We start from the raw sequence: 13,460 nt of genomic DNA on the forward strand, positions 1-13,460 counted from the left end.
GCTCCATTTTGTCCCCTCGAATTCTCATCGTCGACGACGATCCGCACATCCGCGAGGTGCTGCGCGTCGCGTTGAGCAAAGCGGGCATGACGGTGACGGAGGCGGCCGACGGCCGCGCCGCCCTCGCCAGGTCCGCCGAGGACCGGCCGGATCTGATCGTGCTCGACGTCGGCATGCCGGAGTTCGACGGCCTCGAGGTCTGCCGGCGCATCCGCCGCACCTCGCAGGTGCCGATCCTGTTCCTGTCGGCCCGCGACGAGGAGATCGATCGTATTCTCGGATTGGAAATCGGCGGCGATGACTACGTGACCAAGCCGTTCAGCCCGCGCGAGCTCGTCGCCCGCATCAATGTCATCCTCAGGCGAGTCACGAACGGCGGGGGTGATCGCTCGGCCGAGCCGGAGGAGCTCGTCCATGGCCGGCTCCGGCTCGACCCGCAGCAGCATCTCGCCCGTTACGGCGACACGCCGCTGACCCTGACCGCGCTCGAGTTCAGCATCCTGCGCACGCTGATGACGCGCCCGACGGTCGTGTTCAGCCGCGACCAGATCATGAGCGCCGCCTATCAGCTCAACATCCAGGTCTCCGACCGCACGATCGACAGCCATATCCGCAACATCCGCGCCAAGCTCGCCGCTGCGCGCTGCGAGGACGCCATCGAGACGGTGCACGGCGTCGGCTTCAGGCTCGGCCGCTGCGGGGCCGCATGATCGCGCCGAAGCCGAAGAAGAAATGGCGGCCGTCGCTTGGACAGATCGTGTTCGGCGTCCTGGCGCTGGTCGCGACCCTGCCGCTGGTCGGGCTGTTCTTCTTCCGCATCTACGACAACCAGCTGATCCGCCAGACCCAGGCCGAGCTGATCGCACAGAGCCGGGTGCTGGCGGCGGTCTATGCCGAGGAGGTCACGGCGCGCCTCGCCTCCGGCATTGCGCTGGGCGCCGAGATCCCGCCGGAAGCCCGGCCCGACGCCTCCGACGAGGTGACGCCGATCCGTCCCCTGCTCGATCTGCTGGCCAACGATCTCTTCGTCCGCCGTCCCGACGCCCGCGAGGCCGTCCGGCCTGCGGACCCCGCTTATGTCGCGATCGGCGCCCGTCTCCTGCCGGTCATCCGCGAGACGCAGAAGGTGACGCTGGCCGGGTTTCGCGTGCTCGATCCGCAGGGTGTGGTCATCGCCGGCCGCGACGAGATGGGCAGATCGCTCGCCCATATCGAAGAGGTCGCCGCAGCGCTGAAGGGAAGATACAGCGCCGCGCTCCGCATCCGCATTCCCGACAAGGCGCCGCCGCCGATCTACTCGATCAGCCGCGGCGTCGGCGTCCATGTGTTTTCGGCCATGCCGGTGGTCGTCGACGATCACGTCGCCGGCGTCATCTACACATCGCGAACGCCCCGCAACATCTTCGAGCATCTCTATGTCGAACGCGGCAAGTTCATCGCCGCGGGATCCGCCATCATTCTCACCACGTTGCTGGTCGGCCTCATCGTCTCGCGCACGATCACCCGGCCGATGCGCGAGCTGGTCGACCGCGCCGGCAGGATCGGCCGCAACGATCCCCAGGGCTTCCGGCCCCTCGCCCATTACGGCACGCGCGACTTCGCCGAGCTGGCCGAGCACTTCTTCGCCATGGCCGCACAGCTCGCGCGGCGCTCGAACTACATCAGAAATTTTTCCGCTCATCTGACGCATGAGCTCAAATCGCCGCTGACCTCGATCAAGGGCGCCGCCGAGCTGATGCTGGACTCGCTCCAGACATCTTCAGCTCTTCTCACCCCCGCGGAGCAGGAAAGGTTTCTCAGCAACATCCTGGGCGATGCGGAGCGGCTCGATCGGATGGCGCAGCGCCTGCGCGAGCTCGCCCGCGCCGAAGCCGTTCAGCAGAGCGAGACAAGCAGCCTGATCGATGTCATTCCCCAGCTGCGCGAGCGGTTTCCCACGCTCCAGATCGAGACGCGCGGCGTGCTGGAGCGACAAGTCGGACTATCGAGCGAGACGCTTCTGATCGTCCTCACCCACCTCGCCGACAACGCCGCGCGCCACGAAGCCCGGACCATCAGCCTGGAGGCGGAGGACCATGCCGACCAGCTGGTCCTGACGGTCGGCAACGACGGCACTCCGATCTCGCCTGCGAACCGCGAGCGGATCTTCGACGCATTCTTCACCACCCGGCGCGACAGCGGCGGCACCGGAATGGGACTGGCCATCGTGCGCGCTATCATGATGAGCCATGGCGGAGAGATCAATCTTCTGCCGGCCGAGCACAACGTCCGTTTCGAGCTGCGTCTGCCGGCCCGCGGAGAATCACGACAGCCCCATCTGAAATAGCAACATACCTCTCCCCTTCTCGGAGGTTGCCGACCAGGCGCAAATCTGTCTGTGGAGGACGCCGGGCGCGGGGCGGCTGGGGACCCGTGCGCCGTCGCCAGCGGCAGCACACCATTTCCCTGCCCCTCGCCGCCAAAGCCTGGCCATCCTGCCGAACGTTCGTATACGAGCAATCCATCTTGCGTCGGCTATCCCGGGCCATCGCAGCTGCGACGGTTCGGCCGCGCAATTGGGAATGACTTGGGCGCGCGATCCGCGTAAGCTCAAGGGCTATTGCACCATCGGCCAGCCTTGTTGCTGCGTCCTTCGGGAGACCTTGATGAATTCGAGCCGTTTCGAAATCAATCGCCGCACCGCCCTTCTGACCTCCGCTGCGATTGCCGCCAACGTCGTCAATCCGTTTCGTGCCTTTGCCCAGGAGACGCCGCGCAAGGGCGGCGTGTTCAACGTGCATTATGGCGCCGAGCAGCGGCAGCTGAATCCGAGCCTGCAGGCCTCGACCGGCGTCTACATAATCGGTGGAAAGATCCAGGAGAACCTCGTCGACCTCGACGCCAACGGCCAGCCGGTCGGAGTGCTCGCCGAGAGCTGGGAGGCGGCCCCCGACGGCAAGACCATTACCTTCAAGCTGCGCAAAGGTATCAGCTGGCACGACGGCAAGCCGTTCACGTCCGCGGATGTGGCCTTCACCGCCATGAACATGTGGAAGAAGATCCTCAACTACGGATCGACCCTGCAACTGTTCCTGACGGCGGTGGATACGCCGGATCCGCAGACCGCGATCTTCCGCTATGAGCGTCCGATGCCGCTCAATCTTCTGCTGCGCGCCCTGCCCGATCTCGGCTACGTCTCCGCCAAGCACATCTATGAGACCGGTGACATCCGCCAGAATCCGGCCAACCTCGCCCCTGTCGGCACCGGCCCGTTCAAGTTCGTCAAATACGAGCGCGGTCAATACGTCATTGCCGAGCGCAATGCCGACTACTGGCGCGCCAACGCCCCCTATCTCGATCGCATCGTCTGGAAGGTCATCACCGATCGCGCCGCCGCGGCGGCACAGCTCGAGGCGGGTGAGCTGCATTACAGCCCATTCTCGGGGTTGACCATCTCCGACATGGCGCGGCTCGGCAAGGACAAGCGCTTCATCGTCTCGACCAAGGGCAACGAGGGCAACGCCCGCACCAATACGCTCGAGTTCAACGTCCGGCGCAAGGAGCTGTCGGACGTCAAGGTCCGCCGCGCCATCGCGCATGCGATCAACGTGCCTTTCTTCATCGAGAACTTCCTCGGCGATTTCGCCAAGCTCGGCACCGGTCCGATCCCGTCGACCTCGACGGACTTCTATCCCGGCGCGAACACGCCGCAATACCCCTACGACAAGGCCAAGGCGGCAGCGCTGCTCGACGAGGCCGGCTACAAGCCCGGCGCCGGCGGCACGCGCTTCGCGCTGAAGCTGCTGCCCGCGCCGTGGGGCGAGGACATCTCGCTGTGGTCGACCTTCATCCAGCAGTCGCTCGGCGAGGTCGGCATCGCAATCGAGATCGTACGCAACGACGGCGGCGGCTTCCTGAAGCAGGTCTACGACGAGCATGCGTTCGATCTGGCGACCGGCTGGCACCAGTATCGCAACGACCCGGCCGTCTCGACCACGGTCTGGTACCGCTCCGGCCAGCCGAAGGGCGCACCCTGGACCAACCAGTGGGGCTGGGACGACGCCAAGATCGACAAGATCATCGACGATGCCGCCACCGAGGTCGATCCGGCCAAGCGCAAGGCGCTCTATGCCGATTTCGTGCGCGAGGCCAACACCGAGCTGCCGGTCTGGATGCCGATCGAGCAGATCTTCGTCACCGTGATCACCGCGAAGGCGCGCAACCATTCCAACACGCCGCGCTGGGGATCGTCGAGCTGGCACGATCTCTGGCTTTCCGCCTGAGCCGGAATCCGTCAGGATAGGCCATGCGCATCTTGAGCCTTGCGGGGCGGCGTCTCGCCGCCTCGATCCCCACTTTGTTCCTGATCCTGATCGGCGTCTTTCTGCTGCTGCAGCTCGCGCCAGGCGACACGGTAGACGCCATGATGGCGCAGATGGGCGGCGGCGATGCGGCCACCGCACGCGAGCTGCGCCGCTTCTATGGCCTTGACGTTTCGGTCCCGGTGCAGCTCGCCAACTATCTATGGCGGCTGGTGCGGCTCGATCTCGGCTTCTCCGCGATCTACGGCAAGCCGGTCGCCGCCGTGATCCTGGAGCGCCTGCCGCCGACCCTGCTGCTGATGACCTCCGCTCTCTCCTTCGCGTTCTTCTTCGGCTTGGTGTTCGGCGTCATCGCGGCACGCAGCGTCAACCGCTGGCCAGATACGCTGATCTCGACGGTCGGCCTGATCTTCTACGCCACGCCTTCGTTCTGGTTCGGCCTGATGGCCATCGTGGTGTTCTCGATCTATCTGCAATGGCTGCCCGCGGGCGGCTTCGAGGACATCGGCGCCGTCAGCACCGGGGTCTGGCGCGTGCTCGACATTGCGAGTCATCTCGTGCTGCCGTCGCTGACGCTCGGCCTGATCTTCCTGGCGATCTATCTGCGCATCATGCGGGCCTCGATGCTCGAGGTCCTGAACCTCGACTTCGTCCGCACCGCACGCGCCAAGGGCCTCGACGAGACCCGCATCGTCACCCGCCACGTGCTGCGCAACGCCCTGCTGCCGATGGTGACACTGATCGGACTGCAGGCTGGAACGATGCTCGGCGGATCGGTGGTCGTCGAAACCGTGTTCTCGCTGCCCGGTCTCGGGCGCCTTGCCTACGAGTCGGTGGTCCAGCGCGATCTGAACACGCTGCTCGGCATCGTCTTCGTGTCCGCATTGCTCGTGATCCTGGTCAACTTCGTCACCGATCTGCTCTACGCGCGGCTTGATCCGCGCATCACGGCGGAGAGCTGAACATGGACGCAGCGAAGCGCTACTTTCGCAGTCCGGCCGCGGTGCTGGGCCTGATTCTGCTGCTGATCGTCGTGGGCATGGCGATCAGCGCCGGCTATCTGTACCCGCGCGATCCGCTCGCGCTCGCCGGCCGGCCGCTGATCTGGCCGTTCGCCAATCCGCGCTTCCTGCTCGGCACCGATAATTCCGGCCGTGATATTGCGGCCCAGATCTTCCACGGCGCTCGCATCTCGCTGTTGATCGGCGGCGTTGCGACGCTGATTGCCGTGACGATCGGAATCATGGTCGGCGCGCTCGCCGGCTACTATGGCGGCTGGATCGACAACATCCTGATGCGGATCACCGAGGCCTTTCAGACGCTGCCGAATTTCGTTCTGCTTCTGGTGCTGGTGGCCGTGTTCGGCTCGACATTGACGACGGTGACGATCGCAGTCGGCATCGTGTCCTGGCCCGCGCCGGCGCGGCTCACACGGGCGGAGTTCCTCTCGTTGCGCAGCCGCGAATTCGTCCAGGCCGGCCGCACCCTCGGCATGCGCGACACGCAACTGATCCTGCGCGAGATCCTGCCCAATGCACTGCCGCCCGTCATCGTCTACGCGGGCGTCGTGATGGCGGTTGCGATCCTCCTGGAAAGCGCGCTCGCCTTCCTGCGGCTGTCCGACGCTAATGTCGCCTCCTGGGGCAATCTGATCGGCCTCGGGCGCGACGTGCTACGCGTGCAATGGTACGTCTCGGCCATTCCCGGCGTCGCCATCCTGACCACCGTGCTGGCGGTGTCGCTGGTCGGCCAGGGTCTCAACGACGCCCTGAACCCGCGGCTGAAGCAACGATGAGTGCGACAGCTACGATTCTCACCGTCGACCGCCTCAGCGTCCGCTTGCCGAAGGGGGCCGACCGGTCTCACGCCATCTCGGAGGTCTCGCTTTCGATCGCCGAAAACGAGATCGTCTGCATCGTCGGCGAGTCCGGCTCCGGCAAGTCGATGATGGCCAACACGATCATGCGGCTGCTGCCGGACGGCGTGACCACCGACGGCGGCCGCATCCTGTTCGCCGGCCACGATCTCTGCACCGCGACGGCGGCCGAGATGCGCCGCATCCGCGGCGCCGACATCGCGATGGTGTTCCAGGAACCGATGACGGCGCTCAATCCATTGCGTACGATCGGCGACCAGATCGGCGAGGTCCTGGACATCCATACCGATCTGTCGAAAGCCGAGATCCGATCGCGCGTGCTGTCGCTGCTGTCGGACGTCAACATTCCCGATCCGCCGCGCGCGGCGAAGGCCTATCCCCATGAGCTGTCCGGCGGCCAGCGCCAGCGCGCAATGATCGCAATGGCCCTGGCGCTCGATCCGAAGCTGCTGATCGCCGACGAGCCGACCACGGCACTCGACGTGACGACACAGGCCCAGATCCTCAAGCTGATCCGTGAGCTGCAACAGCGCCGCAAGACCGCCGTGCTTTTCATCACCCACGACTTCGGCGTCGTCGCCGAGATCGCCGACCGCGTGGTGGTGATGCAGCATGGCGTCGTGGTCGAGCACGGTCCCGCCATGGATGTGCTGCGTCATCCGCAGCACGCCTACACCAAGCAGCTGATCGCCGCGGTGCCGCCGGTTGCGGCGCCACCACCGCGTCCGCTGTCGGACGACGCCATTCTCACGCTCTCCGGCGTGGTCAAGACCTATCGTACCGGCGGCTTTCTCGGTCGCGGCGAGCGTGTGACGCATGCGGTGAAGGATGTCTCGCTCACACTGCCCAAGGGGGCGACGCTCGGCATCGTCGGCGAATCCGGCTCCGGCAAATCCACCCTCGCGCGTTGCATCATCCGCCTGATCGATCCGGATGCGGGATCGATCCTGCTCAACGGTCAAGACTGGGCCCGGCTGTCACGCCGCGACATCCGTGAGCGGACACAGCAGATGCAGATGGTGTTTCAGGATCCGTTCGCCTCGCTGAACCCGCGCCGCAAGGCCGTCGAGCTGGTGGCGCAGGGCCCGATCGTGCACGGCACGCCGCGGAACCAAGCGCTCGCCGAAGCACGTGAGCTGTTCGACCTGGTAGGGCTCGATCCGTCAGCGGCCGATCGCTTTCCGCATGAATTCTCGGGCGGCCAGCGGCAGCGCATCGGACTTGCGCGGGCACTCGCGCTGAGGCCTGCCGTGCTTGTGGCCGATGAGCCGGTGTCGGCGCTCGACGTCTCGGTGCAGGCGCAGGTGCTGAAGCTGCTCAGCGATTTGCGCGAGCGGCTCGGCCTGTCGATCATCTTCATCACGCACGATCTGCGCGTCGCCGCCCAGATCTGCGATCTCGTCGCCGTCATGAAGGACGGTGTCGTGGTCGAGCACGGACTCACCCGCGACGTGTTCGGCAGCCCGCAGCACCCCTATACCCAGGCGCTGCTCGAGGCGATTCCGGGCGGCGACTTCGCCCGGACGGCGCATGGCTGAACGCTAAAGCATGATCCGGAAAAGTGCGCAGCGGTTTTCCGAAAAGATCATGCGCAAACAACGACCTAAAGCGCGATGACTATTCATCCTGATCTCATCGCGCTTTAGGCAATCTCGCGAGCGTCGCGATAGCGGTACAGCAGCAGCATCAGCGGCGCGAACGGACGCAGCAGCGCGTGCGCCGGAATGGTGACCGGCTCCGTGAACGGCAAGGCCAGTTGGTTTGCGGGCACGCCGCGCACCGCCTTGGCAAGCTCCGCACCGAGCGGGATCGTGAGCGCGACCGCGCGACCGTTACAGCCGGTCCAGCCGTAGGCATCCGGGCCGAGGCGATGAATGCGCGGCATGTAATCCGTGGTCATGCCGACATAGCCGTTCCAGACGTAGTCGAACCTGACCTCGCCGATCTGCGGCCACAGCCGCTGCAGGCGTTCGGCGACCCGCGCCTTCAGCCGCTCGGCCTTGTTGCCGGGGCCGATCACGGCGCCGCCGGTGACCAGACGGTTGCGGGCATCGTATCGGGCGAAATAGAGCTCGCCATGGGTGTCCGACATGGCCTGCCGCGCCGGGATGATGGTCTTGCGGATATTGTCCGACAGCGGCTGCGTGGCCATCTGCCACGACAGCACCGGCATCACCTCGTGCGCGATATCGGGTGCGAGCGCCTTGGAGAACTCGCCGCTATAGGCATTGCTCGCGAGCACCAGCGCGCGCGCCGACAGCTCCCCCCGCGCCGTGCGCACGATCCAGCGATCCCCCCGCCGGGCAAAATCGATCACGGGCGAGCGCGCATAGATCCGGCCGCCCAGCCTCAACACCGTCCGCGCGAGGCCGCGCGCCAGCGCAAGCGGATTGATGTGGCCGCCGGTCTTGTTCCAGAAGCCGCCATGCCAGGCGTCCGAGCCGAGCATGTCGCGCGCCTCATCGCGCGACAGCAGCTCGACGGGCGCGCCGAACTTCGACCACTGCTTGAACCTGCGCTCGGCGATCTTGATGCGGCCGGGCGTATGCACCGGCTGGACCCAGCCGGCCTGCTCGTGCTCGGCGTCGATGTTGTAGCGTCTCACGGTGTCGAACAGATTGGACGCGCTGTCGCGCAACATTGCCACGAAGCGCTCGCCAGCGGCGCCATGTCGCGCGACGAGGTCGTCCGGATCGGGACGTGACAGCGTCGGAATGACCTGACCGTTGTTCCGGCCGGACGCACCCCAGCCTGCCTCCATCGCCTCGACGATGGCGACGTCCGTCCCCGCCTCGCGCAGATGCAGCGCCGTCGACAGTCCGGTGAAACCGCCGCCGATGATGACCACATCGGCCTGCACACTGCCCTGGAGCTCGGGCAGCTCAGGTCCGGGCGGGGTCTGCGCCGCCCACAGGGACGGCGGCCATTGAACGGAATTCGTCGTGGTGCTCATCGTGGACAGCTCATCCTTGCTGGTCGACCGCCCTGCCGGAGATCGATCTTGCCTTGCACCCAGCGCCCGGCTGCGCCGGTTGCGGCGCATGGGTCGATTGGGCATAGTTCGGCCGCCAATATGCCAAGTTCGCTGCAAGGAGACAAACGCGTGGCCCTCAAGAATGTCATCGGTATCGATCACGCGGTTGTCGTGGTGAAGGATCTGGACGCAGCGGCCCAGACCTGGAAACAGCTCGGCTTCACATTGTCGCCGCGCGGGACCCACAGCGCCAAGATGGGGTCGGGCAACTACACCATCATGCTCGATCCCGACTACATCGAGCTGCTTGGCATTCTCGCCGAGACCGATCACAACGTTCCGACCCGCAATTTCCTCGCGCAACGCGGCGAAGGCATCGAGCGCATCGCCTTCACGGCGATCGATTCCGCAGCTGGCGCCGAGGAAATCCGCAGCCATGGCTTCGAGCCGATCGGACCCATCGACTTCGAGCGCCCCGTGCCGCTGCCCGACGGCACCATCTCGGCCGCGAAATTCCGTGTCTTCCAATGGCCTGTTGCCGAGGCGCCGGGCGGCCTGCGCATCTTCGCCTGCCAGCACAAGACGCGTGAGACGGTGTGGATTCCGGAATTGATGACCCATGCCAACGGCGCCAGGCAGCTGAAGCAGGCGCTGATCGTCACGCCCGATCCGGCCAAGGATGCCGCGCACATGTCGCGCCTGATCGACCGTGACGGCCGCAGTGAAGCGGATGGCGCCGTGACCGTGGCCTCGGGCGGCGACCGTGCCGATTTCGTGTTCCTGACCCGGGACCAGTTGGCGGCGCGCTATCCCGCCGTTTCACTCGCGGGATTGCCCGAGCGCGGCGGCGCCGGCCTGGTGCTGGCCTCGCATGATCTGGCCGCCACCGAGAAGGCGCTGGGGACGCAGGCTGTCCGCAGCGGCGCCAGCCTCGTGGTGGCCCCGACATCGGCGACGGGGACGCTGCTCGCCTTCATCGCCGGCTGATCGGGCCGACGCAGCGGCCGCACGTTCCGCGGCCGCTGCGAGCTTACTCCGCGGGCTGGAACATGGCCGGACGGCCCCGCTGGCTGTCGAGCCAGCCCACCAGCCGGTCCATCAGTCCGCCGCTCGACTCTGACGGCTGCGCCGACGACACGAACGGATCACAGTGACACTTAGCGCCGGCCGCGCGTGACATCTTGGCGACTGCATCGGTCATCGCCGGCGCGCCGCAGGTGTAGACGACGTCATTCGGCGTGAGCTCCGGCATGTGCTCGGTCGGACGGCCGCTCCGAATCGCGGGCGAGACGTTCTGCGGCTCCGACACGATCGGAATGATCTTGACGTTCGGAAAGCGCGCCAGCCGGCACAGCGCCTGATGCATGTAGAACGATTGCAGCGTGCGCGACACGACGATGAAGACGATCTCGCGCTTCGGATTCTCGGTGATGGCCGCCACCGCAATCGCCCACATCGGCGCGAAGCCGGTGCCGCTCGCCACCAGGATGATCCGGCCGCGATGCTTCTGACGGAAGAACGCGGTACCGAGCGGGGCCGTCAGCTTGACGCGATGGCCGACCTGAATGTCGCGGCCGAGCGCCGACGACACCAAGCCATCCTTCAGGATGCGGATGTGCAGATACAGCAGATGGCTGTCGGGCGCGCCGACCATCGGATAGGTCGGGCTGTAGCAGCGCGTCGGAAAACCGCGGTACTGGACCTTTGCATATTGTCCGGGGAAGAACCGCAGCGGCTTCGGCATTTCGATGGTCACGCCGACGACGTCGGGCGCGAGCCGCACCAGATCACCCACCTCGCAATTCATGGTCACCGTATCGGGCACGGGCTCGGTGATGATCTTGAGGTCGGATACGACACGCGCCTGGCATGCGTGCGCCATGTCGCCTTCCATACCGCCGAACAGCTTGCCGTCGACGACCGTCACCTTGCACGAACCGCAGATTCCACTGCGGCAGTCATGGGGCAAATCCACGCCGCTGTTGATGGCGCCGTCGAGCAGGATATCGCCCACATTCGCGTAGAACGTTTCCCTGTTGTACTGGATTTTGCAAATCTTACCCATCACTGCACCTCAAGTCGCATCGGCCGGATCTGCCTCGTATGTCTGATCTGGGTATGGTCGAACGCTGCGACACGCATGAACACGCCATTCTTGATGGCAACGTCGTATTTGCTTTTCGTGTCTATTTTGCGGGCGATTTCGAGCGTCCAGTGGCCCGCGGCCCAACGTGCGGCACAACGGATGTCGGCGCGGTCGCCGGTGAACTCGCCGCTGACGAGAACGCCGGGCACCACCGTCCCGATCGGCGTCTGCGCGTCGGCTTCGGCCGAATACGGCACCGATTCGGCCTCCGTCATGAACCAGCGCGCGCCTTCGCTCTCGCCGATGTTGGGATCGAGATTGATCTCGCCCATCGCGGCGGTCATGGCCGCGACGTCCTTCGGAAGGCGCTTCGGTCTCACGCCCCGATTTCCAAGCCTTGCAGCCTCCCTGTCGATCACGAAATTGTCCGAATAGTTCGCGGTGCCCGGATCGGCGGCGAAGCCGCCTTTATAGGGGGCGAGGCCCTTGACCTGATCCGGCGTCGCCTCGGCCGGGGGTCCGAAATGATCGTCGTCCATCCAGCCGGTCGGGCCGCCGCTGGTCGCTTTCCACAGCCACGCGTCGGCATAGAGATTCGGCGCCGGCGTGTAGTGAATGCCGCGTCCCGACAGCGTCGCAGGCTTGTCGGGCATCGGCTGCGAGCTCATGTGGAACGTTCGGTCTGCGGCCAGCGTGATCGGCAGCGTCGTGAACAGCAGCGAGAACTTGTCCTCGTTGAAGTCGTTTTCGTCGCCCTTCTCGAAGCCGTTGTGCAGCAGATGCCAGCCATCGGCCTTCTTGATCATCGGCAGTTGCTTCAGCGAACGGGTCGGATCCTCCCAGATGACGAGGAAGTAGACCCATGTGCCGTCATGCGCGGCCTTGATCCACACGCGTGATTCGCCGGTGCCGTCGAAATTGTCACCCTGGTTGGTCGTCACCATGTGCGGCTGGATATTGCGCCAGACACGATCGGATGAATCACCGTCGAGCGTCGGCGCATCGGAGGACGCGATGCGGTACACCGTGACGCTGTCCTCGGCGTAGTAGTCGGCTGCAAACATCGCCGAGCCGATCACGATGGCTGCGGCCGTTGCGACCATGAACGGGTTGGCCTGGAAGCTCGGGTTGCGGCGACGCGAGTTGCCCTTCGCGGGCGCCGGCGGTGGGCGCATCCGTCCCGGCGGCATGCGCTGCTCGGCGCGGCCGCGCATCGGCTCCTCCATGCGGCGCGGCGCCGGCATCGGGTCACGCGCGGCGGGTCGCGCAGCCGGCGCGGGTTTCCTCGGCGGCGCTTCGGCCTCCTCCAGCTTCTCCGACTGCTCCACCAGCATTGTGAGGAGTTCAACGGGGTCGAGTTTCGGCGGCGGCGGCGGCAAGGGCGCCGGCCGGAACACGCGATAGAGCTGCATCTTTCCGCCGATGCTGAAGTGAACCAGGACGTGCAGCACCACGAACGCCGGAATGACCCAGGTCGCGTACCAGTGGATCATCATGGTCACGTAACCGGACGCCACGCCGAAGAACAGCATTCCGCCGGTGACGATCAGCGTCGCCATGGAGATGAACAGCGTCCAGTGCAGCAGCACGCTAATCGAACCGAGCCGCGCCGGCCGTTTTCCGAGCAGACCCTTGAACCGCATCTTGTCGACGGTGACGCGACGGCCGAGCCCGGACTTCGCGATATAGATCATGTAGGCGACGGCGACGCTCGCCAGCACGACTCCGGCCGGCATGTGCCAGGTCCAGGTCCGGTGCCGTGGCAGCAACCAGTCGAGGTTGTTTGCGATCCAGGCGTGTCCCGGCGCTTCGGTCGCCATGCGAAGCCCCGTCAGGAATGCGATCACGGTGGCCCCGACGAGGGTCCAGTGCAGAATGATCGTTCCGTAATCGGTCTTGCGAATCTTCATGCGTGCGCCTCCCGACCTGCGCGCACGCGATCGGCGCGACTCACCGCCGATCCGGTGACCGAATTTCGTTTCGGCGGATGGATCTGGCGCGGGATGGCCTGATGTGCAGGCATGGCCCGTTCTTGGCTCAAATCCATTCCCGCATCACGCGTCCCGATGATGGTGATGTAGTCCAACTTGTCGTCCCCCGGATACTCTCAGTGAGCAACTGCTTCGTCTGATTTCGGCGAAACCGCGCCGCCCTCCATGCCGATCGTTGCCACGTTACGTTTCAACGCGACCGCGTGGATCACGTCTGTGGTTGGTCAGTTGT

At 65.6% G+C, this 13,460-nt stretch carries 11 protein-coding genes; 7 read left to right on the forward strand and 4 right to left on the reverse strand.

Going from position 1 to position 13,460, the window contains the following annotated elements:
- Nucleotides 1–8 precede the first annotated feature (8 nt).
- The 6 genes from QXZ94_RS09635 to QXZ94_RS09660 all read left to right on the forward strand — a co-directional run bounded on the left by QXZ94_RS09635 (nt 9) and on the right by QXZ94_RS09660 (nt 7,715).
- Nucleotides 9–710 (forward strand): response regulator transcription factor, encoded by a 702-nt coding sequence (locus QXZ94_RS09635; protein ID WP_315720215.1) that lies wholly within the window; start codon nt 9–11, stop codon nt 708–710.
- The gene (locus QXZ94_RS09640; RefSeq protein WP_315720216.1) at nt 707–2,326 is read left to right on the forward strand and encodes an ATP-binding protein; all 1,620 of its coding nucleotides are present in this window, start codon (nt 707–709) and stop codon (nt 2,324–2,326) included. The genes QXZ94_RS09635 and QXZ94_RS09640 overlap by 4 nt, the downstream gene beginning before the upstream one ends.
- A 319-nt stretch (nt 2,327–2,645) precedes the next feature.
- Nucleotides 2,646–4,262: an ABC transporter substrate-binding protein gene (locus QXZ94_RS09645; RefSeq protein WP_315720217.1), complete on the forward strand. Its 1,617-nt coding sequence runs from the start codon at nt 2,646–2,648 to the stop codon at nt 4,260–4,262.
- Between the two features lie 23 nt (nt 4,263–4,285).
- On the forward strand, nt 4,286–5,263 hold the full coding sequence (locus QXZ94_RS09650) for an ABC transporter permease (RefSeq protein ID WP_315720218.1): 978 nt from the start codon (nt 4,286–4,288) through the stop codon (nt 5,261–5,263).
- 2 nt (nt 5,264–5,265) lie between these two features.
- On the forward strand, nt 5,266–6,096 hold the full coding sequence (locus QXZ94_RS09655) for an ABC transporter permease (RefSeq protein ID WP_172108707.1): 831 nt from the start codon (nt 5,266–5,268) through the stop codon (nt 6,094–6,096).
- Nucleotides 6,093–7,715, forward strand: a complete 1,623-nt coding sequence (locus QXZ94_RS09660; protein WP_315720219.1) for an ABC transporter ATP-binding protein — start codon at nt 6,093–6,095, stop codon at nt 7,713–7,715. The genes QXZ94_RS09655 and QXZ94_RS09660 overlap by 4 nt, the downstream gene beginning before the upstream one ends.
- Nucleotides 7,716–7,819: 104 nt before the next feature.
- On the opposite strand, the gene QXZ94_RS09665 is transcribed toward QXZ94_RS09660, so the two are convergent.
- Complete coding sequence (locus tag QXZ94_RS09665) at nt 7,820–9,130, reverse strand: FAD-binding oxidoreductase (protein WP_315720220.1); 1,311 nt, start codon at nt 9,128–9,130, stop codon at nt 7,820–7,822.
- 150 nt (nt 9,131–9,280) lie between these two features.
- Between QXZ94_RS09665 and QXZ94_RS09670 the strand changes: the two genes are divergently transcribed.
- Nucleotides 9,281–10,138: a VOC family protein gene (locus QXZ94_RS09670; RefSeq protein WP_315720221.1), complete on the forward strand. Its 858-nt coding sequence runs from the start codon at nt 9,281–9,283 to the stop codon at nt 10,136–10,138.
- A 43-nt stretch (nt 10,139–10,181) separates the two neighbouring features.
- Here the strand turns inward: QXZ94_RS09670 and QXZ94_RS09675 are convergent, their stop codons facing one another.
- Genes QXZ94_RS09675 through QXZ94_RS09685 form a run of 3 tightly spaced genes read right to left on the reverse strand, consistent with a single transcriptional unit; the run spans nt 10,182 to nt 13,323 of the window.
- A complete protein-coding gene (locus QXZ94_RS09675) occupies nt 10,182–11,216 on the reverse strand; it encodes a 2Fe-2S iron-sulfur cluster-binding protein (RefSeq protein ID WP_172108699.1) in 1,035 nt (344 codons plus the stop codon).
- On the reverse strand, nt 11,216–13,147 hold the full coding sequence (locus QXZ94_RS09680; protein ID WP_315720222.1) for an ethylbenzene dehydrogenase-related protein: 1,932 nt from the start codon (nt 13,145–13,147) through the stop codon (nt 11,216–11,218). Before QXZ94_RS09680 ends, QXZ94_RS09675 begins: the two co-directional genes overlap by 1 nt.
- Entirely contained in the window at nt 13,144–13,323 is a 180-nt protein-coding gene (locus QXZ94_RS09685) for a hypothetical protein (protein WP_315720223.1), read from the reverse strand. Before QXZ94_RS09685 ends, QXZ94_RS09680 begins: the two co-directional genes overlap by 4 nt.
- Nucleotides 13,324–13,460: the final 137 nt, after the last annotated feature.

Source organism: Bradyrhizobium sp. SZCCHNS2022 (genome assembly GCF_032377575.1).
GTDB lineage: Bacteria > Pseudomonadota > Alphaproteobacteria > Rhizobiales > Xanthobacteraceae > Bradyrhizobium > Bradyrhizobium aeschynomenes.